General features: G+C 72.0%; 18 protein-coding genes and 1 tRNA gene. 7 read left to right on the top strand and 12 right to left on the bottom strand.

Annotated features, from left to right (window positions below):
• Positions 1-8 precede the first annotated feature (8 nt).
• Genes ACQ5BE_RS01370 through ACQ5BE_RS01360 form a run of 3 tightly spaced genes read left to right on the top strand, consistent with a single transcriptional unit; the run spans position 9 to position 1,575 of the window.
• A complete protein-coding gene (locus ACQ5BE_RS01370; RefSeq protein ID WP_430295754.1) occupies positions 9-233 on the top strand; it encodes an acetone carboxylase in 225 nt (74 codons plus the stop codon).
• A complete protein-coding gene (locus ACQ5BE_RS01365; RefSeq protein ID WP_430295161.1) occupies positions 233-1,096 on the top strand; it encodes an SURF1 family cytochrome oxidase biogenesis protein in 864 nt (287 codons plus the stop codon). The genes ACQ5BE_RS01370 and ACQ5BE_RS01365 overlap by 1 nt, the downstream gene beginning before the upstream one ends.
• Positions 1,093-1,575: a YbaK/EbsC family protein gene (locus ACQ5BE_RS01360; protein WP_430295160.1), complete on the top strand. Its 483-nt coding sequence runs from the start codon at positions 1,093-1,095 to the stop codon at positions 1,573-1,575. The genes ACQ5BE_RS01365 and ACQ5BE_RS01360 overlap by 4 nt, the downstream gene beginning before the upstream one ends.
• Positions 1,576-1,688: 113 nt before the next feature.
• Here ACQ5BE_RS01360 and ACQ5BE_RS01355 read toward each other — a convergent pair whose 3' ends face one another.
• A complete protein-coding gene (locus ACQ5BE_RS01355) occupies positions 1,689-3,290 on the bottom strand; it encodes an ABC-F family ATP-binding cassette domain-containing protein (RefSeq protein ID WP_430295159.1) in 1,602 nt (533 codons plus the stop codon).
• 87 nt (positions 3,291-3,377) lie between these two features.
• A complete protein-coding gene (locus ACQ5BE_RS01350) occupies positions 3,378-5,039 on the bottom strand; it encodes a RecQ family ATP-dependent DNA helicase (RefSeq protein WP_430295158.1) in 1,662 nt (553 codons plus the stop codon).
• 193 nt (positions 5,040-5,232) lie between these two features.
• Between ACQ5BE_RS01350 and ACQ5BE_RS01345 the strand changes: the two genes are divergently transcribed.
• Together ACQ5BE_RS01345 and ACQ5BE_RS01340 are read left to right on the top strand one after the other, a co-directional pair.
• Positions 5,233-5,994: an energy-coupling factor ABC transporter ATP-binding protein gene (locus tag ACQ5BE_RS01345; protein ID WP_430295157.1), complete on the top strand. Its 762-nt coding sequence runs from the start codon at positions 5,233-5,235 to the stop codon at positions 5,992-5,994.
• Positions 5,994-6,617 (top strand): energy-coupling factor transporter transmembrane component T family protein, encoded by a 624-nt coding sequence (locus ACQ5BE_RS01340; protein WP_430295156.1) that lies wholly within the window; start codon positions 5,994-5,996, stop codon positions 6,615-6,617. Before ACQ5BE_RS01345 ends, ACQ5BE_RS01340 begins: the two co-directional genes overlap by 1 nt.
• A 56-nt stretch (positions 6,618-6,673) precedes the next feature.
• On the opposite strand, the gene selB is transcribed toward ACQ5BE_RS01340, so the two are convergent.
• From selB to ACQ5BE_RS01325, 3 genes are all read right to left on the bottom strand, one after another.
• Positions 6,674-8,470 (bottom strand): selenocysteine-specific translation elongation factor, encoded by a 1,797-nt coding sequence (gene selB, locus ACQ5BE_RS01335; RefSeq protein ID WP_430295155.1) that lies wholly within the window; start codon positions 8,468-8,470, stop codon positions 6,674-6,676.
• Positions 8,471-8,473: 3 nt separating this feature from the next.
• The gene (gene selA / locus ACQ5BE_RS01330) at positions 8,474-9,805 is read right to left on the bottom strand and encodes an L-seryl-tRNA(Sec) selenium transferase (RefSeq protein ID WP_430295154.1); all 1,332 of its coding nucleotides are present in this window, start codon (positions 9,803-9,805) and stop codon (positions 8,474-8,476) included.
• Between the two features lie 36 nt (positions 9,806-9,841).
• Positions 9,842-9,936, bottom strand: a tRNA-Sec gene (locus tag ACQ5BE_RS01325).
• Positions 9,937-10,019: 83 nt separating this feature from the next.
• Here ACQ5BE_RS01325 and selD point away from each other — a divergent pair.
• Positions 10,020-11,003 (top strand): selenide, water dikinase SelD, encoded by a 984-nt coding sequence (selD, locus tag ACQ5BE_RS01320; RefSeq protein WP_430295752.1) that lies wholly within the window; start codon positions 10,020-10,022, stop codon positions 11,001-11,003.
• Positions 11,004-11,017: 14 nt separating this feature from the next.
• Here selD and nrfD read toward each other — a convergent pair whose 3' ends face one another.
• The 5 genes from nrfD to ACQ5BE_RS01295 form a co-directional block, all read right to left on the bottom strand.
• Positions 11,018-12,109, bottom strand: coding sequence for an NrfD/PsrC family molybdoenzyme membrane anchor subunit (gene nrfD / locus ACQ5BE_RS01315; protein ID WP_430295153.1), 1,092 nt, complete (start codon positions 12,107-12,109; stop codon positions 11,018-11,020).
• Complete coding sequence (locus ACQ5BE_RS01310; protein ID WP_430295152.1) at positions 12,106-13,116, bottom strand: 4Fe-4S dicluster domain-containing protein; 1,011 nt, start codon at positions 13,114-13,116, stop codon at positions 12,106-12,108. Before ACQ5BE_RS01310 ends, nrfD begins: the two co-directional genes overlap by 4 nt.
• Positions 13,117-16,461 (bottom strand): formate dehydrogenase, encoded by a 3,345-nt coding sequence (gene fdh / locus ACQ5BE_RS01305; protein ID WP_430295151.1) that lies wholly within the window; start codon positions 16,459-16,461, stop codon positions 13,117-13,119.
• Between the two features lie 66 nt (positions 16,462-16,527).
• Positions 16,528-17,769 carry a thiolase family protein gene (locus ACQ5BE_RS01300; protein WP_430295150.1) on the bottom strand — a complete coding sequence of 414 codons (1,242 nt, stop codon included), beginning with the start codon at positions 17,767-17,769 and terminating at the stop codon, positions 16,528-16,530.
• On the bottom strand, positions 17,750-19,150 hold the full coding sequence (locus ACQ5BE_RS01295; protein ID WP_430295149.1) for a class I adenylate-forming enzyme family protein: 1,401 nt from the start codon (positions 19,148-19,150) through the stop codon (positions 17,750-17,752). The genes ACQ5BE_RS01300 and ACQ5BE_RS01295 overlap by 20 nt, the downstream gene beginning before the upstream one ends.
• A 40-nt stretch (positions 19,151-19,190) precedes the next feature.
• Between ACQ5BE_RS01295 and ypfJ the strand changes: the two genes are divergently transcribed.
• Positions 19,191-20,072, top strand: coding sequence for a KPN_02809 family neutral zinc metallopeptidase (gene ypfJ, locus ACQ5BE_RS01290; protein WP_208712486.1), 882 nt, complete (start codon positions 19,191-19,193; stop codon positions 20,070-20,072).
• A gap of 80 nt (positions 20,073-20,152) precedes the next feature.
• Here ypfJ and ACQ5BE_RS01285 read toward each other — a convergent pair whose 3' ends face one another.
• Positions 20,153-20,482 carry a metal-sulfur cluster assembly factor gene (locus ACQ5BE_RS01285; protein WP_208712485.1) on the bottom strand — a complete coding sequence of 110 codons (330 nt, stop codon included), beginning with the start codon at positions 20,480-20,482 and terminating at the stop codon, positions 20,153-20,155.
• A 17-nt stretch (positions 20,483-20,499) separates the two neighbouring features.
• Complete coding sequence (sufC, locus tag ACQ5BE_RS01280; protein WP_430295148.1) at positions 20,500-21,273, bottom strand: Fe-S cluster assembly ATPase SufC; 774 nt, start codon at positions 21,271-21,273, stop codon at positions 20,500-20,502.
• Between the last annotated feature and the right edge of the window lie 34 nt (positions 21,274-21,307).

The following is a 21,307-nucleotide window of genomic DNA, read 5'->3' as shown; positions in this document are numbered from 1 at the left end:
TGCTGGACATGATCCCGGACCCAGCGGGGGCCCCGGAAACCCCAGTGTGCTCCCGCAAGGGCTGCCGCAGCGATGCGTCTTGGCGCCTGCTCTGGAACAACCCCAAGATCCACACCCCGGAACGCCGCAAGACTTGGCTCGCCTGCGACGAGCACCGCGCGTGGCTCGAGGACTACCTCCGGCAGCGCCTCCTGTGGCGTGAAACCCTTCCGCTGACGGAGGCCGCCGGCTGATGTACCGTTTCCTGATCTCCCGGCGCTGGCTCACCTACCTGGGCCTCGCCATCCTCTTCGCCATCGCCTGCGTGCTGCTGAGCCGGTGGCAGATGGCGCGCCTCGACGAGGCCAAGGCCAACATCGACCTGGTCACGCGCAACTACGACGCCACGCCCGTCCCGTTCGCCCAGGCGGCTGGCCAGTTCGCCGCGCTCGATCCCCAGCGCGAGTGGATGCAGGTGGAACTGCGCGGTTCCTACGACGTCGAGCAGACCCGCGTGGTCCGCAACCGTCCCAACGCCGGGCAGCCGGGCTACGAGGTGGTCGTGCCCTTCCGCCTCGCCTCCGGACAGGCCGTCATCGTGGACCGCGGCTGGCTGCCGATCGGCAACAGCGAGGCTGGGCGCCCCGACGTGGTGCCCGCGCCCCCGGCCGGGGACGTGACCGTCGTCGTGCGCGTGCGCCCGAGCGAGCCGACGCTCGACCGCGGCGCGCCGCAGGGCCAGCTCGCCTCCATCGACCTGCCGGCCTACGCGCAGCAGCTCCCCTACCCGATCCTGACGGGCGCCTATGGGCAGCTGGCGAGCGAGACGCCGGCGTCGGCCCAGACCCCCGCCCCCCTGCCCAAGCCCCAGCCCGACGAGGGCATGCACCTCTCGTATGCCCTCCAGTGGCTCGCCTTCGCGGTGCTCATGTTCATCGGCTTCGGGTACGCGGCGCGCCAGCAGGCCCGCAACGACGCGATCGACAGGGCCGCCGACGCCGCGCGGTCCGGCGAGGGCGCGCACGACGCCGCTCCCACACCGCCGCGGAAGCGACGCCGCGGGCCCACGGCCGAGGAAGAGGAAGACGCGATCCTCGACGCCCAGGGGTTCCGGTGACGGGCACGCCGCACGCCGACCCCGCCGCCGTCGCCCGTGTCCGGGCCGCGCTCAGCGCTGCCGGCCTGCCGGACACGGTCCGCACGTTCGACGCCGCCGTCCCCACTGCCGCGGCGGCCGCCACGGTGCTGGGGTGCGAGGTGGGGGCGATCGCGAACAGCCTGGTCTTCGAGCACGACGGCGCGCCGCTGCTCATCCTCGCCTCGGGGGCGGCGCGCGTGGACACGCGCCTCGTCTCCCGGGCGCTCGGCGGGAAGGTCCGCCGCGCGGAGCCCGGGTTCGTGCTCGAGCACACCGGCCAGCGGGTGGGCGGCGTTGCGCCCGTAGGCCACCCCGAGCCGCTGCGCACGCTCCTGGACGTGCACCTCGCGGAGCATCCGGTGCTGTGGGCCGGCGCCGGAGACCACCTCTCGATGCTCTCGATCGCCTACGCGGACCTCGCCCGCGTCACCGGAGCCGAGGAGCTCGCGGTCCGGTAGGTTTCGACTCCGCTCAACCGCCGGATTGCCTCCGCTCAACCGCCGGATTGCCTCCGCTCAACCGCCGGATTGCCTCCGCTCAACCGCCGGATTGCCTCCGCTCAGGCGCCGGCCTAGGCGAGCGTGATGAGGTCGAGGTAGTCGGCGCTCCACAGGTCCTCGACGCCGTCCGGCAGCAGCACGACGCGCTCGGGATTGAGCGCCTCGACGGCGCCCTCGTCGTGGCTGACCATGACGACGGCGCCCTTGTAGGTCTTGAGGGCCCCGAGGATCTCGCGGCGGCTCGCGGGGTCGAGGTTGTTGGTGGGCTCGTCGAGGAGCAGGACGTTGGCGCTCGAGGCGACGATGGTGGCGAGCGCGAGGCGCGTCTTCTCGCCGCCGGAGAGCACGCCGGCCGGCTTGTCGACGTCGTCGCCCTGGAACAGGAACGAGCCGAGGATGCCGCGCACGTCCGCGTCGCCGAGGTGGTCCGGGGCGGCGCTGCGCATGTTCTCGAGGACCGTGCGGTCGTGGTCGAGCGTCTCGTGCTCCTGGGCGTAGTAGCCGATCTTCAGCCCATGGCCCGGGACGACCTCTCCCGTGTCGGGCCTGTCGACGCCGGCGAGCATGCGCAGGAGCGTCGTCTTGCCCGCGCCGTTCAGGCCGAGGATCACGACCCGGGAACCGCGGTCCACGGCGAGGTCCACGTCGGTGAAGATCTCGAGCGAGCCGTAGGACTTGGACAGGCCCTCGGCCGTGAGGGGGGTCTTGCCGCAGGGAGCGGGCTCCGGGAAGCGCAGCGCGGCCACGCGGTCCGAGACGCGCTCCTCCGCGACCCCCGCGAGGAGCCGCTCGGCGCGCTTGGCCATGTTCTGCGCGGCGACGGCCTTGGTCGCCTTCGCGCGCATCTTGTTCGCCTGGTCCATCAGGACCTGTGCCTTCTTCTCCGCGTTGGCGCGTTCCCGCCGTCGTGCGCGCTCGTCCGTCTCGCGCTGGGTGAGGTAGCGCTTCCAGCCCATGTTGTAGATGTCGATCACGGCGCGGTTCGCGTCGAGGTGGAACACCTTGTTCACGGTCGCCTCGAGGAGCTCGACGTCGTGGGAAATGACGATGAGGCCGCCCTGGTGCGACTTCAGGAAGTCCCGCAGCCACGCGATCGAGTCGGCGTCGAGGTGGTTGGTCGGCTCGTCGAGGAGGAGCGTGTCGGCGCTCGAGTACAGGATGCGGGCCAGCTCGACGCGGCGGCGCTGGCCGCCCGAGAGGGTGCGCAGCGGCTGGTTCAGGATGCGGTCCGGGAGGGCGAGGTTCGCCGAGATCGCCGCCGCCTCGGCCTCAGCGGCGTACCCGCCGCCCGCGAGGAACTCGGCCTCGAGCCGGTCGTAGCGCCCCATCGCCTTGCGCTGGACCTCGGCGTCCTCGCTGGACATGTCCGCCTGGGCCTCGCGCAGCTTGCGCACGACGACGTCGAGCCCCCGCGCGGACAGGATGCGGTCCCGCGCGAGCTGCTCCATGTCCGGCGTCCGCGGGTCCTGCGGAAGGTAGCCGATCTCGCCGGAGCGCGTGACAGTGCCCGCCGCCGGGAGCCCCTCCCCCGCGAGCACACGGGTGAGCGTGGTCTTGCCCGCCCCGTTGCGGCCCACGAGGCCGATCTTGTCTCCCTTGTCGATCCGGAAGTTCACCTCGTCCATGAGCAGGCGGGCGCCGGCGCGCAGTTCGAGGTTGGAGACAGTGATCACGTCAGTCGGGTGCCTTTCGGGGGATGCGGCCCGGACTTGGGCCTCATCCCATGGTATCGGCCCCGACGGGTGCCTCCTGACCCGGCCTCAATCCGCTGCGTCTCCCCGGACCAACAGGCCCTCGTTCTCCTCGATCGCGGCCAGTGCGAGCTCCCGATAGCCCACGGAGTCGAAGAGGACAGTGATCCGGTCTGGTTCCACCCCCATGACGAGCCCCGAGCCCCAGTCCCGGTGGCGGACCGGGTCCTGCATCGACCACCCGCACGGCGTCGCCTCCTCCCGCTCCTGGGCCTGTTCGCGGCTGCCCGCCTCCCCGCAGCGGTCGCAGTTGCCGCACCAGGCGGGGGCCTCCTCGCCGAAGTAGTTCAGGAGCCACTGCCGGCGGCACAGGTCGGTCTCCGCGTACCCGCGGGCCATCTCCACGCGCGAGGCGTCCACGCGCCGTCGCGCGTCCTCCTCCGCCACGGCGCGCTCGACGGCGTCGGCCCGCCCCACGCCGTCGACCGCCTGGAAGCCGCGGCGGCCACCACGGATGGCCCCGCTTCCCTCGAGGAGGGCGAGCGCGCGGGACTGGGCGCGGGCGCTCAGTCCCGTCTCGTCCCGAAGGGCCGCCGGCCGCGCAGGACCAGCCCGGCGCACGGCGTCGAACACCGCCGCGAGGTGATCCTCTGCGACCGATCCCCCCGCGAAGAAGCGCTGGAGGCCGAGGTCCTCGGACCGATAGTGGAGGACCGCGAGCGCAGGGTCGCCGTCGCGGCCGGCGCGGCCGATCTCCTGATAGTAGCTGTCGAGGGAGTCGGGGATGTCAGCGTGGACGACGAACCGCACGTCGGGCTTGTCGATGCCCATGCCGAAGGCGGTGGTGGCCACGACGACGTCGAGCTCGTTGCCGAGGAAGCGCGCGTGGACGGACGCGCGGTCTGCCGCACGTCGCCCGGAATGGTAGGCCTCGGCGCGCAGCCCGCGCTCGGCCAGGGCAGCCGCGTAGTCCTCGGAGGCACGGCGGGTGGCGGCATACACCAGCCCGGGGCCACCGAGCTCGACGACCTCGTCGAGCACTGCAGCGCGCTTCTCGGCATCGGTCGCGTGCCGGGTGACGCGGAGGGCGAGATTGGGCCGGTCGAAGCTCTGCACCAGTACGAGCGGGTCCACGAGGCCGAGCCTGGCGACGATCTCCGCGCGCGTCTGCGGTGACGCGGTGGCGGTGAGGGCCACGGTCGTCGGATGGCCGAGCCGTTCCACCGCTCCCCCGAGGGTGAGGTAGTCGGGACGGAAGTCGTGGCCCCACGCTGAGATGCAGTGGGCCTCGTCCACGACGAACAGGGCCGGGCGGAGGCCTGCGAGCCGCGCGAGGGTGTCCTCGCGGGCAAGCTGCTCCGGGGCCAGGAACACGATTCTGGCCTCCCCGTCCTCGAGCGCCCCCCACGTGCGGCGCTCGGCCCGCACCCCCAGAGTCGAGTTGAGGGCGACGGCGCGCCCGGCGCCCAGGGTCTCGTTGAGGGCGTCCACCTGGTCGCGCTGGAGGGCGATGAGCGGGCTGACGACCACGGTCACCGCGTCCAGCTTCGCCGCGGGGACCTGGTACACCGCCGACTTGCCGTGCCCCGTGGGCATCACGGCGAGCACGTCTCGGCCGCTTGCGGCCGTCTGGACCGCCTCGAACTGGCCCTCCCGCCACTCGTCGAATCCGAAGCGCTCTGCGGCGGTCCGGCGGAGCTCGTCATCGGTCGGAGGCTGGTTCTCTGTCATCGTGGATGCGCCTACCCGTCGCGGCGGCAGCGGAAACGGCGGCAGCGGAAACGGCGGCAGCGCGGCACCCGGTTGTCGGCGCCCGCCAAAGCCAGCCCGGCGGCGTCGTGGGCCGCCCACAAAATGGAGCGTCGCCGCGGTGCGTAGCCTTCTGAGGCAGAGGGCCGCGTCCGGCGGCAGCACAGGAGGAACCATGGCCTGCATCGAGATCGACGGCGTCTCCGTCGCCGTCCCCGTCGACGGGCCGACGGGCGCGCCCTCCGACGCCGCCTCGAAAGTGCTGCTCGACGGCGTCGGCGTCACGCTCACGGAGCCGCGCATCGCCGTCGTGGGTGCCAACGGGTCCGGCAAGTCCACACTCCTCCGGCTGCTCAACGGGCTCGTCGAGCCGACCTCGGGGAGTGTGCGCATCGACAGCCTGGACACCGTCCGCGACGGGCGCTCGGTGCGCCAGCGCGTGGGGTTCGTGTTCACGGACCCGCTCTCCCAGCTCGTCATGCCCACCGGGCGCGAGGACGTCGAGCTCTCCCTGCGCCGGAGGCACCGCAACCGGGCGGAGCGGGCCGCGGCGGCCCAGGCCGTCCTCGACAGGTTCGGGCTCGGGCGGCTCGCCGACCAGAGCGTGTACGAGCTCTCAGGCGGCGAACGGCAGCTCATGGCGCTCGCCGCGGTGCTCGCCGTCGACCCTGAGGTCCTCGTCCTCGACGAGCCGTCCACCCTCCTCGACCTGCGCAACCGCGAACTCCTGCGCCGCACACTGGCCGGACTGAGCCAGCAGGTGCTCCTCTCCACCCACGACCTCGAACTCGCCCTGGACGCTGACCGGGTCCTCGTCGTCGAGGGCGGCCGGATCGCCTACGACGGCGAGCCCGCCGCCGCCGTAGGCTTCTACCGCGAGCTCTGCGCCGTGCCTGCCGGGATCGCCGGTCCGCGCACGACGGCGGAGGGCAGCTGATGCGCGCCCGCTCGGCCGGGGGCCTGCTCGCCGGATACGTCCCGGGCGACTCGTGGCTTCATCGGGCGCCGCTGTGGGCCAAATTCCTCGGTGTCGTCGCGGCAGGTGCGGCGAGCTTCGTGCTCCTGGACTGGCGTGTCTCCGTGGGGGTCCTGGGGCTCGCGGTCGCCGCCTGGGTCTCCGCCGGGCTCGGAGTCCGCCGCCTGGCGGCGTCGTGGAAGCTCGTGCTGCCGCTCGCCGTCGTCCTCTTCGCGTTCCAGTCCTGGCAGCAGGGGCCGGAGACGGCGACGCGGATCGTGGCCAATCTGCTGCTGTGCTTCGTGGCAGCGGGACTCCTCACCGCCACGGTGCCCCTCGAGCGGCTGCTCTACGCCGTCGCGTCGCTCGCTCGGCCCCTCCAGCGCTTCGGAGCGGACCCCGAGCGGTTCGCCCTCGCGATCGCGATCATGCTGCGGAGCATCCCGGTGCTCGCTGGCGCGTTCGCCGAAGTCGGCGACGCTGCCCGTGCGCGCGGGCTCGAGCGCAGCGTGCGGGCCCGGACTGTTCCTGTGGTCCTCTCGGCGGTGGCCTACGCGCGGCGCACCGGCGACGCCCTCGCCGCCAGGGGCCTCGGGGACGACTGACGCCGCCGGCCGCCCTCGGTGCGGGGGCTCTGCCCAGGGCCTGCGAAGCCTCGGGGCTAGCGGACCACAGCGCGGTGGCCCGCGTCCAGACGCCGGGTCCAGCCGCGCGAGTCGAGACACTCCAGCAGCGGAACGGCAATCCGCCGCGTGGTGCCGAGCGCCTGGCGCGCCTGGCTCGTGGTGAAGGGCTGCTCGAGGCGGGCGAGGACGCGCATCGCGAGGGCCGGCGCCGTCGGGAGGAGAACCACGCCATCGCGCAGCCGCAGCACGCGCCCCATCCGCTCGGCCGCGGCCAGCTCCCGGGCTCCCAGCTTGAGGGCGGCCAGCTCGTCCGCCTCCGGGGCGCGGAACGGGTCTGCGGTGAGCCGTCGTTCCAAGTCGGCAACCGCGGACTCCGCGGCGCCGAGGCTGCCGTGGCCGCCGGGCAGCCGAACGCGGCCGCCCTCCTGTTCGAGGCCGGCCTCCCGGACGATGTGCGAGAGGAGCCTCTCGTCGGGCAGCATGAGCAGGTCACGGGCCGCACCCATGGACAGGCCCGGGGTCAGGGGGTCGCTCTCCTGGAGCGCCTCGAGCGCGGTGCGCAGCCGTTGCTGCCATGCTTCGAAGACAGGGGCATGCACCCACCACTCGCGAAGGACGCGGATCCCGGCGGGCGCCGCCCCAGAGTCCTGCGAGAGCAGCCCGAGCCGGCGGAGATGCTGTTCCTGGACCGCGCCCCGCGCTGCCACTTCGCCCAGCACGTCACCTGCCGGGTCCATGTGCGCGAGGCGCTCCGCCCACCGGGCGCCGTCCCCGCGCCGGCGCAGTTCCGGCGGATCGGCATCGAGGACGCGTGCGCCGCCGAGGACCGAGCGGCTCCCCGGGTCACGCAGCACCAGGCGGTCGCCGAGGACGAGCGGCAGGGGCCGATCAAGGACGAGCCTGGCGTGGTCGGCTCCGAACGGGCGCAGCCGGGCCGGCACGGACGCGGTGCCGACGTGGACCATGAGCTGCTCCGGCACCTCGCTGTAGGGCGCGCCCGTCGTCCGGCGGACGCCCAGGACACGAGTGGAGGGCCAGGCATCGGGGGTGACGAGTGCGTCCCCGCGGCGGACCTCCTCGGCGGCCACGTCGCGGAGGTTCACCGCCACGCGGCTGACTGGCCCGACCGAGGCATACGAGGCGTCCCGGCTCTCCAGGCCGCGGACCACTGCCGGCCGGGGGTCCCCATGGCCGAGCAGCTGGAGCTGGTCGCCCTGGACGAGGGTTCCCGCGCCCAATGTCCCGGTCACCACCGTTCCGGAGCCGGTGATGGTGAACGAACGGTCCACCCACAGCCGGACCCGGCCCGTGGGCGCGGGAGACGGCACGCCGGCGAGGACGCCGTCCAGGGCGTCGCGGAACTCGGCCAGGCCCGTGCCTTCGGTGGCCGACACCGCGACGGCGGGCGCGTCCCGCAGGCCTGTCCCGGCCAGCTCTCTGCGGGCCTGTGCGAGGACGTCACCGATCTCGCGCGCGGACGCCCGGTCGGCGCGGCTCAGGACCACGACTCCGTGCTCGATGCCCAGTGCCGCGACGGCGTCGCGGTGGTCGCCCGACTGCGCCTGCCAGCCCTCGTCGGCGGCAACGACGAAGCAGACGACGGGAGCGGGGCCGATCCCGGCGAGCATGTTGCCGAGGAAGCGCTCATGCCCGGGGACGTCGACGAAGGCGACCTCCCGTCCCGATGCCAGAGTGGTCCAGGCATAGCCCAGGTCGATGGTCAGCCCGCGGCGCCGTTCTTCCTCCCAGCGGTCCGGCTCCATGCCCGTGAGGGCGCGGACCAGGGTGCTCTTGCCGGAATCGACGTGTCCGGCAGTGGCCACGACATGCACGGCTCAGCCCGCCCTGCCGGCTTCCGCGCCGTCGAGGGCCGCCAGCGCCCGCCGCACTGCGGCGAGGATCCGGTGGTCGTCGTCTTCGGGCACGCAGCGCAGATCCACCAAGCACGAGCCGTCGTGGACGCGCGGCAGCACGGCCGGCTCGCCGGTGCGCAGGAGGGCTGCGATCCCCTCGGGGAGTTGAAGCGCCCATCCGGGCAGGGGAACACCGGGGGCACCGCCGCCGCCGACCCGACCGTCGTGCGGCACGACAGGTACGCCCAGGGCGCGGGCGAGCGTGTCCGTTCGGCGGCGCAGCTCGCCCACGTCGGCGTGCAGCGACCGGACCACCGGCGGCCGGTCCCCCGCAACCGTCGCCTCGAGGGCGGCGAGGGCGAGCTTGTCCGCCCGGACGGCGCGCGCGAGAGGGTGGCGGGCCAGCCGCTCGATGATCTCCCTGCGGCCCAGCAGCAGGCCCGCCTGGGGGCCGCCGAGCAGCTTGTCGCCGCTGGCGATGACGACGTCGGCACCGTCGCCCAGCGCGGTCGCAGCATCGGGCTCGTCCGGCAGGTACGGGTCGGGCGCCAGCAGCCCGCTCCCCAGATCAGCCACGAGCGGTATGCCGTGCCCCACCGCCAGGGCACTCAACTCCCCCAACCCGACGGCGGAGGTGAAGCCGTCCACCCGAAAGTTGCTCGGGTGGACCTTGAGCACGCAGCCCGTCTCGGGGCCGACGGCGCTGGCGTAGTCGCGCAGGTGCGTCCGGTTGGTCGTGCCCACCTCGCGGAGCACTGCGCCGGTCGACTCGATCAGGTCGGGCAGGCGGAAGCCTGCCCCGATCTCGACGAGCTCCCCGCGGCTCACCACCACCTCCCGGCCGGCGGCGAGTGCTGTGGTGGCCAGGACCAGGGCCGCGGCCCCGTTGTTGACGATCAGCGCATCCTCCGCGGCCGGGCAGGCGGCGAGCAACGCGGCCCGGGCGCTCGCGCCGCGGCGGGAGCGGGTGCCGTCTGCGAGGTCGAGCTCCACGTCGACGTAGCCGCTGGCGGCCACGAGGGCTTCAACCGCACGAGCGGAGAGAGGGGCGCGGCCGAGGTTGGTGTGGACGACGACGCCCGTCGCGTTCAGCACCGGGCGGAGAGTTGTCGCGCTGCGCGCAGTCAGAGCGCCGACCAGGGCCGCCTCCACATCGCTGGGCGCGAGCTCGCCGCGCCGGGCCTGCTCCTGGACCTGCCGAACGGTGTCCCGGATGACGCGCTCGTTCAGTCGGCTTCGGGCCTGATGGACAGCCGGCAGGGCCAGCAGGTCGTTCGTGCGGGGGATGAGGCGGCGAGGGTCGACGTCGTCCACATGCCCTCCTCAGTGCCGGCATCACCTGCCGATGGTTGGCGGTGGCGGACGGGAATCGAACCCGCCAGACCGAGATGCTCGGTCTCACCGGTTTTGAAGACCGGGGGGCCCACCAGGACCCGGACGCCACCGGAGCCCAATGTAGCAGGTGGCTGGAGGGTAGGCTGGGCGGGTGAATGAGGCTCGGACGTCACTGACCCAGCTCGACGACGACGTGGTCGGCGCGGCCCGGCTGACCGGCTATGCCCACGGTGGTGGCTGCGCCTGCAAGATCCCTCCCGGCGAGCTCGAAGACGCGGTACGGGGTCTCATGGGCCAGCCGGGTGCCGACGTGCTGGTGGGCCTCGACAGCGGCGACGACGCCGCCGCGGTGCTCGTGCGCGAGGACCTGGCCGTGCTCTCCACCGCGGACTTCTTCACCCCGGTCGTCGACGGCGCCTATGACTGGGGCCGGATCGCCGCCGCCAACGCGCTCTCCGACATCTACGCGATGGGGGGCACCCCCATCATGGCGGTCAACCTCGTGGGATGGCCCCGCGAGGTGCTCCCCACGGAGCTGATGACCGAGGTGCTCCGCGGCGGTCTGAGCATCGCCGCGGAGGCGGGCTGTCCGGTGATCGGCGGGCATTCGATCGACGACCCGGAGCCCAAGTACGGCATGGCGGTGACCGGCGTCGCCCATCCCGACCGGCTGCTGCGCAATGATGCGGCGCAGCCCGGCCTGCCGATCACGCTCACCAAGCCGCTCGGCGTCGGACTCCTCAACAACCGGCACAAGCGGACCGGCGAAGTGTTCCCCGAGGCGGTGGCGACGATGACGGCACTGAATCGCGACGCGTCCGAGGCAGCGGTGGCGGCGGGGGTCCGTGCAGCGACGGATGTGACCGGGTTCGGCCTGCTGGGACACCTGTACAAGATGTGCCGCGCCTCCGGAGTGGGCGCGGTGATCGACCTGACGTCAGTGCCCGTGATCGAGGGGGCCCGGGAATCGCTGCGGGAAGGCTTCGTCTCCGGCGGGACCCGGCGCAACCTCGACTGGGTGCGGCCGCAGCTGCGGTTCGGTTCCGGGGTGACCGACGACGATCTGCTCCTCCTTGCCGACGCGCAGACCTCGGGCGGCCTGCTCGTAGTCGGCGAAGTGCCCGGGCATCCCGTGATCGGCCACACCGTGGTGGGCGGGGGCATCGAGATCCGCTAGACGGAGCTGGCGTATCAGCGCGCGGTGGTGATCGAATCGTCCGTGACGCCGGCCGCGCGGCGGGCCTCGAGCCGTTTCTTCTGCGGTTCGATCGTGTAGCGCGGGTCCTTGGCCGAGGCAAGGCCTGCTTCGAAGAGGCCGAATCTGGTGAGGGCGGAGGCGGCCAGCAATGCCACCCCCGAGGCTGCGGCCACCGCGCGGCTGCGGCCAGCCAGCAGTGTCCCCACCCCACCGGCGATCGCCAACCGCTCGCTCCATTTCAGCATGGCACCGGGCCTGCCCTCGTGCAGGGGCTCGGCTTCCACCGGATCCATCCGGTGCTCCATGACCCGTGTCGCCACGAGATCGCCGACGACGCCGAGCGCGCCGAGCGTCCGGGCCGGACCTGCCTCGTGGACCGGAGTCGTGATCATGGCGAGCCCGGCAGAGGCGAGCGACGCCGAACTCACGAAGACGAAGGGCAGCTCCTCGTGGGCTGCGTTCCAGGTCGGCGTGGCGGTGTCGCCGAGCAGGACCGCTGTGTACGCCGCCAGCGGACCGGCGAACAGCGCCGCCTCGAATCCGGCGGGCCCCTCGACAGCCTGCAGTACCGGCCGAAGCGGGCCCAGCGGCAGCCTCCTGCCGCTCATGCGGTCGATCTCCGCGACCGCCGCCACGCCTGCGCCGGCGCTGAATGCGCTGAGGATCCAGGAGCCGACACTCATCGGCGAGGTCAGCTTGAAGGTGCGGAGCATATGCAGGAAGCGTTCCGGCCTGCCGAGGTCCTTCACGAGTGCAGCCGCACCGAGGCTGACCGCTGCGAGGGCACTCAGCCGCGCGTTCCGCCGCAGCGTCTCACGGCCGGTCAGCTGGCCGCCCAGGCCGAGCAGCGCGGACCCTCCCGCGACGCCGCCAAGGAACAGGTAGGCGGCAACGTCGTCGCCCCACGGCGCAGGCTTGACCACCGGACGGCCGTAGTAGGACGTGAACTCGGGCTCCGGCACCATCGGCATTTCCCGGGATCCATCGCCGCCGTCGCGACGGCGTACGCCAAGCTTGGCGCCGCCCCGGAGACCGCGGCGGGGAGGCGCCGGAGGCCGGAAACTGTCAAAATCCGAGTGGGTCACGCACGTCCTCTCACGAAAGCCAACGCGGCCGCGGCCACCATTCCGGCCACGGCGAAGCCCGCACGCCGGTACATCCGGGGCAGATCAGCCGTGGGAACCTTCGGGTCCGGCGGAAGCCCGTAGACCTCGGGCTCATCGAGCAGCAGGAAGACCGAGCCGGTCCCGCCGACGCCGTCGAGCTCGTTCGCGCCGTAGAGCCTCGCCTCCGTCAGGCCCTGCGCGTGCAGGGCGGCAACCCGCTCCCTCGCCGTTTCCACCATGTCGTCATGGTCGCCGAACTTGATGGACGTCGTCGGGCAGGCCTTGGCGCAGGCCGGCGTCTCGTCGGCCACCAGGCGGTCGTAGCACAGGGTGCACTTCTGGGCGATGCCGACGTTGGGGACCGCGGGGTGCTCGGCGTGCCGGTCCTCCCGCTCGGCGGCCACCGCGACAGTCCCGTCGCGGCGGCGTTCGATCACGCCGAAGGGGCACCCTGCCACGCAGGTCCCGCAGCCGTTGCACACGTCGTCCTGCACGACGACGGTGCCGAACTCGGTGCGGAAGAGCGCTCCGGTGGGACAGACGTCGAGGCATCCGGCGTGGGTGCAGTGCTTGCAGACGTCAGAGGACATCAGCCACCGGAAGTCGGCGGTGTCCGGCGGCGTCGTATCTGCCTCCGCGAGGTTCGCCGTCATCTCCACGGCAGCCGCTGGAGGGCCGACACGGGGCATCCCCAGGTTGACGAGCGCACGCCCGGACTCGCGGGCTTCGACAATCCGTTCCTTGCCCTGCTCGACGAAGGCGACGTGGCGCCACGTGCTCGCCCCCAGTGCCCCGGTGTTGTCGTACGAGGATTCGAGCAGCTCGAGATTCCCGTCCTGGGGATTGTGGTTCCACTCCTTGCACGCAACTTCACAGGCCTTGCAGCCGATGCAGATAGAAGTGTCGGTGAAGAACCCCTTGCGAGGCTGGGCGTTCTCCCAGTGAGCGTCGGCAGTGGGGTCGGTCGGTCCGGACAGCTGGCCCATCTAGTCCTCCACCCTCGAGTCGGTGCCCGGGTCGCCGCTCTGGCCGGCGCCGGGAGCGAAGCCTTCCGCAGCGGGATCGGTGACCGCGCTGTTCCCGGTCGCGGGCGTCGTGCCCGCCCGCTGCTGGTACTCCGCCACGAGGGCCAGCAGGTCCGCCCCTCGGGGCCGGCGGCCAGGCCGGATATCGCAGGAGGCGACCTTCGACTCCTGGATCTGGACATTCGGGTCCAGAGTCACGCCCAGGAGGTCGTTGGCCGCATCGCCGCTGACGACCGCGTTCTCCCCGACGCCCCAGTGGTACGGCAGGCCGATCTGGTGGACCGTATGGTTGCCCACGGTCAGCGGCTTCACCCGTTCGGTGACGATCACCTTCGCCTCGATGGCGGAGCGCGGCGAGATGATCGTTGCCCACCCGTAGGGCTCGAGCCCTCGCTCGGCGGCCAGCTCGGGGGAAACCTCGCAGAACATCTCCGGCTGCAGTTCCGAGAGGTACGGCAGCCAGCGGCTCATGCCTCCCGCAGTGTGGTGCTCCGTGAGGCGGTAAGTGGTGAAGACGTAGGGATAGACGTCAGCGCCGCTGATGCCGGCGCTTGGCGCACTGAGGTTGTCGGCTCGGGGGAACACGAGCCGTGCTGGGCTCTGCTGCTGCGGGTACAGCGCATTGGCCACCGGTGATTCCTGGGCCTCGTAGTGGGTGGGAAGGGGCCCGTCCACGAGGCCCTTGGGCGCGAACAGCCAGCCCTTGCCGTCGGACTGCATGATGAACGGATCATCTCCGCTGAGCGCGGCGGGACCGCCGAGCGCGGGGTCGGGCTTGCTTCCCGGGGCCCTGTCAGGCGGGAAGTCGGGGACGTCGTCGCCGATCCATCGTTGCTGTTCCTCGTCCCACCAGATGTACTTCTTCCGCTCGCTCCACGGCTTGCCGGCCGGATCGGCAGATGCCCGGTTGTACAGGATCCTGCGGTTGGCAGGCCAAGCCCATCCCCATTCCGGAGCCGCGGGCCCCTGCTCGGGGCCGGGCTTCCGGTTGGCGGCGTGATTGATGCCGTCTGCGTACACGCCCGTGTAGATCCAGCAGCCTCCCGAGGTCGAACCGTCGGCACGCAGCTCGGTGTACGCCGAGAGGGGCCTGCCTGCGTCCGGCCCCTCGAGATGACGGCCGTTGATCTCGGCGAGCACCGACTCGGGGTCGGGATCGCCGTGCTCGTCCGTGGGATAGTCCCAGGTGAGGTCGAGCAGCGGGCGGTCGCGTTCGTCGTCGGACTTGGCCAGCTTCTGGCGGATCCGCTGGCCCAGCTCGAAGAAGAACTGCAGTTCGCTCTGGCAGTCTCCAGGGGGTGTGACCGCTTGGTGCCGCCACTGCAGCAGCCGCTGGGTCTGGGTGAACGACCCCGCCTTCTCCACATGAGTGGCGGCAGGCAGGAAGAACACCTCGGTCTCGATGTCCTCGGTGCGCAGCTCCCCGGACTCGATTTCCGGGCCGTCCTTCCACCACGTGGCCGACTCGATGAGATTCAGGTCCCGCACCACCAGCCATTTCAGGTGCGACATCCCCAGACGCTGCATGCGGCCGTGGGCTGACCCGACGGCCGGATTCTGTCCGAGGAGGAAGTAGCCCTCCACCTCGTCGTCGAGCATGCCCATCACGGTCTCGTAGGTGCCGTGCGCGCCGGTCAGCCGGGGAAGGTAGTCGTAGGCCCAGTCGTTCTCCGCCGTCGCGCTGTCGCCCCACCAGGCCTTCAGCAGGCTGACGGTGTAGGCATCGGCGTCAGCCCAGAAGCCCTTCTGCTGCTTCGAGGCGATGGCGTCCAGATAGGCCCTGAGGGTGTCATGGCGCCCGGCGCTGGGCATGGGAAGGTACCCGGGGAGCAGGTTGAAGAGCGTCGGGATGTCCGTGGAGCCCTGGATGCTGGCGTGGCCGCGGAGGGCCATGATTCCGCCGCCGGGGCGGCCGACGTTCCCGAGCAGGAGCTGCAGGATCGCGGCGGCGCGGATGAACTGCGCCCCCAGCGTGTGCTGGGTCCAGCCGACGGCGTAGGCGAAGCATGTCGTCCGCTCGCGCCCCGAGTTCTCCGTGATGGTGCGGGCCAGATACTCGAAGTCGGCGATGTCGATGCCGCACATGTCCCGGACCATCTCGGGGGTGTAGCGGGAATAGTGGCGCTTGACGATCTGGAAGACGGTCCGCGGGTCCTGCAGCGTGTCATCGCGCTGCACCTGGGCATGCTCCAGAGCGGGCCCGCCGCTGCCGAAGGCGTCGCCGGCGGCGCGGGCCGAAGCATGGACACCGTGCTCCGAGCCGGACCCGGGCTCCTCGACGCTGCCGCCCCCCTCTTCCGCGTACGACCATGACGCCGTGTGGTACGCCCGCTTCTCCGGATCGAAGCCGGAGAACAGGCCGCCGAGATCCTCGGCGTCGCGGTAGTCGTCGTGCACCAGCGTTGCCGCGTTGGTGTACGCCTTCACATACTCGGTGAACCACAGGTCATTCGTGATGACGTAGCTGATGAGCGCGCCCAGCAGGACAACATCCGAGCCTGCGCGGATCGGGATGTGCCTGTCAGACACCGCAGAGGTGCGCGTGAACCTGGGGTCGACGTGGATGACCTTCGCCCCGCGGGCCTTCGCTTCCGCCACCCACTGGTATCCCACTGGGTGGCACTCGGCCATGTTCGAGCCCTGGATGACGATGCAGTCGGCATTGGCCATGTCCTGCAGTGATTGCGTCGCACCACCGCGCCCAAACGAGGCTCCCAAACTGGGAACCGTGGCGGAGTGTCAAATGCGCGCCTGGTTCTCGGTCTGCACCGCCCCGGCAGCCGTGAAGAGCTTCTTGATGAGGTAGTTCTCTTCGTTGTCGAGGGTGGCGCCGCCCAGCGACGCGATCCCCATCGTGCGGCGGAGCAGCCTTCCGTGCTGGTCTTCCTGCTGCCAGGTCCTGCGGCGCGTCTCGATGAACCGGTCCGCCACCATGTCGATGGCCTTCTCCAGATCCAGATGCTGCCATTCGGTGGAGCGGGGGGCGCGGTACAGCACTCGGGTCTGCCGGCCCGGCGAGTTGACGAGCTGCTCGCTCGCGGAACCCTTGGGGCAGAGCCGGCCGCGGGAGATGGGCGAGTCCGGATCGCCTTCGATCTGGACGACCTTCTCGTCCTTGACGTAGACCCGCTGGCCGCATCCCACGGCGCAGTACGGGCACACGCTCTGCACGACCCGGTCGGCGGTGGACGTCCGCGGGGCGATCGCCTGAGTCTTGGGCGAGGTGACCGACGGTCCGCGGCCGAACAGGTCGCCCGTGGTCACCTGCCGAACCACCGGCCACTCGAGGAAGCTTCGCCGTGCCATGTCCGGGAGCATATCCCACATCACACCGCAAGCGAAGAACCCCGCGGGCCCATGGGCGGCGTCCCCTCAGCCGCGCGGCGTCCTGGTCTCGAAGAGGGCCGCTGTGCCAAGGCCCCCCGCGGAGCTGATGAGCGCTAGGCACAGCGCGCCGTCCGGGAGCGATTGTGCCCGGGCGAGCAGCCGGACCACCGAGACCGCCCCGGAGGCACCGTACGCGTGCCCGAGGGCGAGCGCCCCCCCGTCCGTGTTGAGCACGGCCTCCAACTGCGTGGGCCCGAGGCCGAGCCGGTCGGTGCACGCGAGGACCTGGCCCGCGAAGGCTTCATTGAACTCGATGGCGGCGACGTCCTGGATGTCCAGCCCAAGACCTGACAGCAACGACCCAGCCGCCGCTGCCGCCCCGAGGCCGAGCCGGCGAGGGTCGACCCCCACGGTCGTCGCGCCCACGAAGGCCAGCGAGGCGCACCCGCCGGCCCCCTCGCAGCCCGTCGCGGCATCGCGGGCCACCACGAGCACGGCTGCCGCGCCGTCGGCGTCGAAGCACGAGTTCCCCGCCGTGACGGTCCCGCCGGCAGCGAACGCCGCCGGGAAGCGGCCCAGGAGCCGGGCGTCGAGCCGTGCGCGGGGCCCATTGTCCGCGCGCACCCAGCCGCCACCTCCGCGCACAGGCACGAGCTCGCCGTCGAACGCCCCCGAGGACGCCGCGGCGAGGGCCAGACGATGGCTGCGCAGCGCGAACGCGTCCTGACGATCACGGGCCACGCCGGCCTCGCGCACCACCGTCTCGGCAGCGAAGCCCATGTCGGGGTCGCCGGGCTCCGCCTCGCCGTCGCGAGTCGGAGCGTGCTGGGCGCGGTGGTAGAAGTCGACGCCGCCGCCTGGCAGCCGTCTCCCGCGCACCGGTGCGGTGCTGATCGACTCCGCGCCGCCGGCGAGGAAGGCCTCGCCGGCGCCCGCCTGGGCGAGCCGGCATGCGAGGACGACGGCGTCCAGCCCCGACCCGCACTGCCGGTCCACCGTGATGCCTGGGAGACGCTCGGGCAGTCCCGCGTCGAGGGCGGCGAGGCGGGCGAGGTTGCCGCCTCCCCCTGCGGCGTTCCCGACGACGACGTCGGCGAGCCGCCCGGGGTCGAGGCCGGGCGCCGCGGTCAGAGCCTCCAGGACGGGGGCGAGCAGCCGGTGGACGGGGACGTCGGCGAGCAGGGTGCCGGCGCGCGCGAGCGGGGTGCGTCGGCCGGCGACGACGAGGGGCGCACCGTCCGGCGCGAGCCGCCGGCCGGGACCGGGCTCAGGGAAGGGGCCGCGCACGGGCGTCGCCCTCGAGGACCCAGCGCTGGAACTCGGCCCGGCTGAGCTTGCCCCGCTCCGTGGTGGGGAGCTCGGCCAGCTCGAGGTACGCCAGCGGACGCTTGACTGGCGGGAGCGAGCCCTCGAGGCCCGCGCGCAGGGCAAGCTGGCCGAGCCCCGCGTGCGACGGCACGATCCCCGCCACGATCCGCTGCCCGCGCACGTCGTCGGGAACGCCGGCGACGACGACCTCCGCCACGCCGGGAAGCATCGCCAGCGCCGCCTCGACCTCGTGCGGGTACACGTTGGCGCCACCCGTGTTGATCATGTCGGCCCTGCGGCCGAGGACGTGGAGGACGTCGCCGTCGAGGAACCCCTGGTCCCGCACCGTGGCCCAGCCGCTGAGCCTGGTGAGCGCCTCGCCGTCGTCGCCCCACACGTAGCCCGCCGACACGAGGTCGCTCTTCACGCAGATGTTGCCCACCCCATTTGCGGGCACCGGCTCGCCCGCGTCGTCGAGGATGGCCAGGCGGACGCCGGGGAACGCGCGCCCGACGCCGGTGCCCACCTCTGCGCCGACAGCTCCCGGCTCGTGGAGGCGCGCCGCGACGAACGAGAGCTCGGAGGCGCCGTAGTACTCCCACACCGCGGCCTGCGGCGCCCAGCGACGGACGGCCTCGAGCGTGCGGAGGTCGAGCTTCTGCCCCGAGCACACGACGGCGGTGACGCCGCTCGCGTCGATGTCCCCGGTGAGGCCGCGCTCGGCGAGGACCCGCAGCATCGTCGGGACCAGGACGAGCCTGGTGATGCCCCGCGAGGTGACCTCGGCGTGGGCGTCGCCGACATCGAAGTGCGGGAGGGTGTGGAACGTGGCCCCCGCGTACAGGCACTCCGAGAGCGCGTACAGGTTCAGGCTCGCCGAGAGCGGCCCCGGCGCCAGGACCCGGTCCTCGGGCTTGAGCGCGAAGCACTCGATCGAGGCGTCGAAGGACCGCCGCCACGAGTCCCGCGCACGCGAGAAGCCCTTCGGCAGCGAGGTCGTGCCCGAGGTGAGGCCGACGAGGAAGGAGGAGTCGGGATCGCCGTCGGCCAGTTCCGCCGGGACCGACGCCACCGTGCGCCAGCGCTCGGCGAGGCGGGCCTCGACGTCGGCGGCGAGCTGCTCCGGCCACAGCGGGTCCAGGACGGCGCACTCGCGCTCCCCCGCCACCCCCGCGGCCCACCGGACGGCGAAGTCGACGCCGTTGCCCTGCCGGAGGATGCCTGTGGGCTCGCCCGACCGCGCGAGGGCTGCCGCGGCGTCGTGCAGCTCGGACCACGTGAGCCGCTCGCGCCCGCACACCACCGCGGGCTCGTGCGGCTTCTGCGCCGCCCAGCGGCGCAGCTGGTCAAGGAAAGGCATCACAGCATTCTACGGCGGCCGCCCCGCTACTCTGGGGTACATGAGCTTCAATGACGGTGCACAGCTGGACCCGTCGCAGGTCCAGGACCGGCGCGGCGGCGGCCTCGGGCGCGGCGGGGTGATCGGCGGCGGAATCGGCGGGGGCATCGTCGCACTCATCCTCGTGCTCCTCGGGGTCAACCCGCAGATCCTCGGGGACCTCACGAACCAGGCGCCCCAGACGCAGCAGGCCAATCCGAGCAGCCTCGCCGAGTGCCGCACCGGCGCGAACGCCGACGAGCGGCTCGACTGCCGGATCGTCGGCACGGTGAACAGCCTCAACGCGTTCTGGGGCAGCTACCTCCCCCAGCGGGGCGTGAAGTACCCGCGGCCGCAGGCGGTCATCTTCAGCCAGGCGACGAGCACGGCCTGCGGATCCGCCACGAGCGAGGTGGGGCCCTTCTACTGCCCCGGGGACACGACCGCCTACTTCGACCCCGGGTTCTTCCAGGTGCTCGAGACCCGGTTCGGGTCCTCCGGGGGGCCGCTCGCGCAGGAGTACGTGGTGGCGCACGAGTTCGGCCACCACGTCCAGAGCCTCATCGGCACCCTCGACTACGCGCAGAAGGACCCGCAGGGACCCCAGTCAGGCTCGGTGCGCGTCGAGCTCCAGGCCGACTGCTTCGCCGGGATCTGGGCGCACTACGCGTCCGACAAGGGCTCGGGCCAGCCGTTCCTCGAGCCGCTGACGCAGAAGGACGTCCAGGATGCCCTCTCGGCTGCCTCCGCCGTGGGCGACGACCGCATCCAGAAGTCCGCGACAGGCCGCGTCAACCCTGAGGGCTGGACCCACGGGTCGAGCCAGCAGCGCCAGACCTGGTTCATGCGGGGTCTACAGAGCGGTGACCTCGACCAGTGCAACACATTCTCGGGAGCCATCTGACGGACGACGACGGGCGGTCACCTTCCGCGGGGAAGGTGACCGCCCGTCGTCGTACTCGGCGCAGGTGAGGAGGCCGGCTGTCAGATGTTGAAGCCGAGGGCCCTCATCTGGTCGCGGCCGTCCTCGGTGATCCGCTCGGGACCCCACGGGGGCATCCACACCCAGTTGAGGCGCCACTCGTCCACGACGCCGTCGAGCGCCTGGCCGACCTGCTCCTCCAGGATGTCGGTCAGCGGGCACGCTGCAGTGGTGAGCGTCATGCTGATGAGCAGGGCGCCGTCCTCGCCGTACTCGAGGCCGTAGACGAGCCCCAGGTCCACGACGTTGACGCCGAGCTCGGGGTCGATGACATCCTTGAGGCGTTCTTCGACGTCCTCGAGCGAGGTCTGTGCGGGCTGGATCTCAGTCATTGCTGCCTTCCGGTTGATCAGGCCGTCACTGCCGAGCCGGCGTCGGCCACGTAGCGGTCGTAGCCCTCGTCCTCGAGGCGGTCGGCGAGCTCCGGACCGCCCTGCTCGGCGATGCGGCCGTCGACGAAGACGTGCACGAACTCCGGCTTGATGTAGCGGAGGATTCGAGTGTAGTGGGTGATGAGGAGGGTGCCCATGCTGCCCTCGGCCTGCGCGCGGTTGACGCCCTCCGAGACGACCTTGAGCGCGTCGACGTCGAGGCCCGAGTCGGTCTCGTCGAGGACCGCGAACTTCGGCTTGAACAGCTCGAGCTGGAGGATCTCAACGCGCTTCTTCTCGCCGCCGGAGAAGCCTTCGTTGACGTTGCGCTGGGCGAAGTCGGCGTCGATGCGGAGCTGGTCCATGGCCGCCTTGACGTCCTTGGTCCACGTGCGCAGCGCCGGGGCCTGGCCGTCGATCGCGGTCTTCGCAGTGCGGAGGAAGTTCGTCATGGTGACGCCGGGGATCTCCACCGGGTACTGCATGGCGAGGAACAGGCCGGCGCGGGCGCGCTCGTCGACGCTCATCGCGAGGACGTCCTCGCCGTCGAGCGTGATGGAGCCCGAGGTGACGGTGTAGCGCGGGTGCCCCGCGATCGTCGAGGCGAGCGTGGACTTGCCGGAGCCGTTGGGACCCATGATGGCGTGCGTCTCGCCCGTCTTCACGGTGAGGGTGACGCCCTTGAGGATCTCCTTGACGCCCTGCTCGGTCTCGATCGAGACGTGCAGGTCCTTGATCTCAAGAGTGGACATATGTGTGTTCTCCTTGTGCCCGGTCGGCCCGGGC

Origin of the sequence: Sinomonas sp. B1-1 (genome assembly GCF_050474465.1) — a bacterium.
GTDB classification, from domain to species: domain Bacteria; phylum Actinomycetota; class Actinomycetes; order Actinomycetales; family Micrococcaceae; genus Sinomonas; species Sinomonas flava.
Note: the sequence above shows the minus strand (reverse complement) of the source record. Positions and strands in the feature narration are given on the sequence as shown.

What these genes read in the sequence shown, in the direction of transcription:
- sufC (WP_430295148.1), bottom strand. Translation starts at nt 21,273, where the DNA reads ATGTCCACTCTTGAGATCAAGGACCTGCACGTCTCGATCGAGACCGAG.
- ACQ5BE_RS01350 (WP_430295158.1), bottom strand. Translation starts at nt 5,039, where the DNA reads ATGACAGAGAACCAGCCTCCGACCGATGACGAGCTCCGCCGGACCGCC.
- ACQ5BE_RS01370 (WP_430295754.1), top strand. Translation starts at nt 9, where the DNA reads ATGATCCCGGACCCAGCGGGGGCCCCGGAAACCCCAGTGTGCTCCCGC.
- ACQ5BE_RS01365 (WP_430295161.1), top strand. Translation starts at nt 233, where the DNA reads ATGTACCGTTTCCTGATCTCCCGGCGCTGGCTCACCTACCTGGGCCTC.
- ACQ5BE_RS01295 (WP_430295149.1), bottom strand. Translation starts at nt 19,150, where the DNA reads ATGCCTTTCCTTGACCAGCTGCGCCGCTGGGCGGCGCAGAAGCCGCAC.
- ACQ5BE_RS01285 (WP_208712485.1), bottom strand. Translation starts at nt 20,482, where the DNA reads ATGACTGAGATCCAGCCCGCACAGACCTCGCTCGAGGACGTCGAAGAA.
- ACQ5BE_RS01310 (WP_430295152.1), bottom strand. Translation starts at nt 13,116, where the DNA reads ATGGGCCAGCTGTCCGGACCGACCGACCCCACTGCCGACGCTCACTGG.
- ACQ5BE_RS01340 (WP_430295156.1), top strand. Translation starts at nt 5,994, where the DNA reads ATGCGCGCCCGCTCGGCCGGGGGCCTGCTCGCCGGATACGTCCCGGGC.
- ypfJ (WP_208712486.1), top strand. Translation starts at nt 19,191, where the DNA reads ATGAGCTTCAATGACGGTGCACAGCTGGACCCGTCGCAGGTCCAGGAC.
- ACQ5BE_RS01345 (WP_430295157.1), top strand. Translation starts at nt 5,233, where the DNA reads ATGGCCTGCATCGAGATCGACGGCGTCTCCGTCGCCGTCCCCGTCGAC.